4 protein-coding genes are annotated in these 2,255 nt (G+C 59.2%); all 4 read right to left on the bottom strand.

Features of this window, described 5'->3' with window-relative positions; all coding sequences use genetic code 11:
* Positions 1-26: 26 nt before the first annotated feature.
* The gene (locus E4U03_RS12420) at positions 27-302 is read right to left on the bottom strand and encodes a hypothetical protein (RefSeq protein WP_135014034.1); all 276 of its coding nucleotides are present in this window, start codon (positions 300-302) and stop codon (positions 27-29) included.
* Positions 303-314: 12 nt separating this feature from the next.
* Complete coding sequence (locus E4U03_RS12415) at positions 315-761, bottom strand: hypothetical protein (protein ID WP_135014033.1); 447 nt, start codon at positions 759-761, stop codon at positions 315-317.
* A gap of 67 nt (positions 762-828) precedes the next feature.
* Positions 829-1,065: a hypothetical protein gene (locus E4U03_RS12410; RefSeq protein WP_135014032.1), complete on the bottom strand. Its 237-nt coding sequence runs from the start codon at positions 1,063-1,065 to the stop codon at positions 829-831.
* 606 nt (positions 1,066-1,671) lie between these two features.
* The gene (locus E4U03_RS12405) at positions 1,672-2,109 is read right to left on the bottom strand and encodes a hypothetical protein (protein ID WP_135014031.1); all 438 of its coding nucleotides are present in this window, start codon (positions 2,107-2,109) and stop codon (positions 1,672-1,674) included.
* Positions 2,110-2,255 lie beyond the last annotated feature (146 nt).

Below are 2,255 nucleotides of genomic sequence, written 5' to 3'. Positions count from 1 at the left end.
GCCTTCTAGGGTGATGGTTGCGGGCATTAGTTGGTCTCCTTGTGGGGGTTGAGGGTGTGGGCGGTTTCGGTGAAGTCGGTGGGTTTGCTGTTGCCTTCGTAGTAGTAGGCGGCTCCTTGGGTGAAGCCTTCTTCCCAGGCTTGGGATTCTGCTTCCTGGAGGTTTCGTGTCAGCTTTTCGCGGTATTGGCTTAGCCCGCGGCGAAGTCGCCTGCTGGCTGCGACAAGGGTAAGAAACATTGCTGAAATTGCCGCAAGGGTAAGGAGTGCAAGAATCAGCTGGATGATTTCGATGGGAGTCATTGGCTGGTTTCCTTAGATTGTGTAAGTGCCGGTTATGGCTTGCTGGGTATATTCTTCGTGGGCTTGCTCAATCATGTGCCTGACCTGTTGGCGGGTGGTGTCGAGGTTGTCCCAGCGTTTGGGTTCCCCGTCGTAGGCGTTCTTGGCTGACTCGATACTTGAGGGTGATTTGTTCCAGACGTATTCTTCGTCCCAGTGGTTCCAGGAGTGGTGGTTATCAAAGCCGTACCAGTTTCCCTGTTGGTAGGTGACTTCTCCCCAGGGGTGAAACTCTGTGTCGAAGATGTAGTCGGTTGTTTCTTGCCAGGGGTGGCACTGCTGGTGGTCGGGTATTCGGATGTATCCGTTCAGGCCGTAGCGTGGGGCTTTTGCTATGACCCATTGGTAGTCGAGGTGTTTGCCGGTTTCTACGATTTCTTGGGGGCCGAAGGGGCAGTCGGCGAGGGTTGGTTGGGTCATGTTCGCTGTGTGCCTTTCTGCGGGGCTAGTTTTTGGTGGGGTGGTGGGTTGGTGGGTTTTGGGGGTGTTAGGGGCTCTGCGCCTTGTTTTTGTCTTTCTGGTGGGGTGGTTTTGGTGCGAGTTGGGCGCGTTTTTTCTCTAGTACCTGGTTTGCGGCTAGGTAGTGGGCGCGTTCTTGGGCGTCGCGGGCGTGCATGGCTCGGTTGTCGTTGGCGCGGATAGCGCGGGTCAGGGCCATGTACCGGGTGTAGAGCCCGGAGGTGGTTTCTTTCGCCCAGGGCGGGACGGACTGCGGCTTCATCACGGGGTTAGCTCCTTGTGTTTTCGGTGGCGGCAGGTGATGCAAAGCCCGGCGTAGGGGCCAGTGCGGGTTAGCTCGACGAGCCTGCCGGTGCTGGTGTGGGTGCGCCCGCACCCTGTGCAGGGCTTGATGGGGTAGGTTCTGGTGCGTCTCTCCATGGATCCGCGGCAGCTGGTGCACAGGCCGGGCCATTTTCCGCCCTTGATGATGGTCAGGGGCCGCCCGTTGCGTGTGGTTCGGCGTTTGCAGATGCGGCATCGGGTGGGTGTTTTTTGGGGTGGTGGCCGGTGGGGGAAGCCGCGCATGATGGTTGCACAGGGGTAGCAGTACCCGGCGTATTTGGCTCCTGGGCCGTAGATGCGTAGGGGGTTGCCGCGGCTGGTTTTTGTTGTGTTGGTGCGTCCGCAGCGTTGGCAGGTTCTGGGTGGTTTTGGGGCTTTGCGTAGGGTTGCGTTTGGGCGGTGGTGGAGTACGGAGATGCAGGGGCGGCAGAGGCCTTGTGTGTGGTTGATGCGTATGGGTTTGCCGTGGCTGCTGGGGGTGCCTTCTGTTCTTCCGCATCGTTGGCAGGTGGGGGCGCTCACGGTGGGTTCTCCTCTCTGGGTGTGGTTAGACCATGCGGGGGTGCGGGGCGTAGATGAAGTTCAGGTCGGGGGTTATGAGGCGGGGGTCTGTGGGTATGCCTCGTTGGGTGAGGTCGCGGGCTCTGTGCCGGGCTCCTTCGAGCTGTAGTTCTTCCCAGCGCCCTGGGTGGCGTTGCTTCCAGGTGGCGAGGGTGACTTTGTGGGGGTCTACTGCTCGGGCGGCGAAAGCTTCGTTGAGTTCTTTGATGCGCTGTTTCTCGGCGGAGCAGAGGCGTTTGATTTCTGAGACGACGGGTTTTTTGTCGGTGGTTTCGCGGTAGGAGAGGGTGATTTCTTTGACCATGCGGAGATCGAAGGATTTGAGGGCGCGGTGCCAGGCTTCGATACTGGGGTCGTTGGTTTCGACGCGGGGGTCTAGCTTGTTGAGCCAGTCGACGAACCAGACGGTTTCTTCGGGGGTCATGCGAGTTCTCCTGCTATCCAATCTTTGCCCTGTTCGGGTCTGTTTTCTTGTTGCTGGTAGTAGCGGTTGAGGAATTGTTGGCCTGCTTGTGCAGTTACCTGTGAACGTTCGACCCAGCCGGGGACGCGGGTGGGTTGTTGGGGGCG

This window comes from Rothia nasimurium, from assembly GCF_004569295.1.
GTDB lineage: Bacteria > Actinomycetota > Actinomycetes > Actinomycetales > Micrococcaceae > Rothia > Rothia nasimurium_B.
Note: the sequence above shows the minus strand (reverse complement) of the source record. Positions and strands in the feature narration are given on the sequence as shown.

What these genes read in the sequence shown, in the direction of transcription:
- E4U03_RS12420 (WP_135014034.1), bottom strand. Translation starts at nt 302, where the DNA reads ATGACTCCCATCGAAATCATCCAGCTGATTCTTGCACTCCTTACCCTT.
- E4U03_RS12415 (WP_135014033.1), bottom strand. Translation starts at nt 761, where the DNA reads ATGACCCAACCAACCCTCGCCGACTGCCCCTTCGGCCCCCAAGAAATC.
- E4U03_RS12405 (WP_135014031.1), bottom strand. Translation starts at nt 2,109, where the DNA reads ATGACCCCCGAAGAAACCGTCTGGTTCGTCGACTGGCTCAACAAGCTA.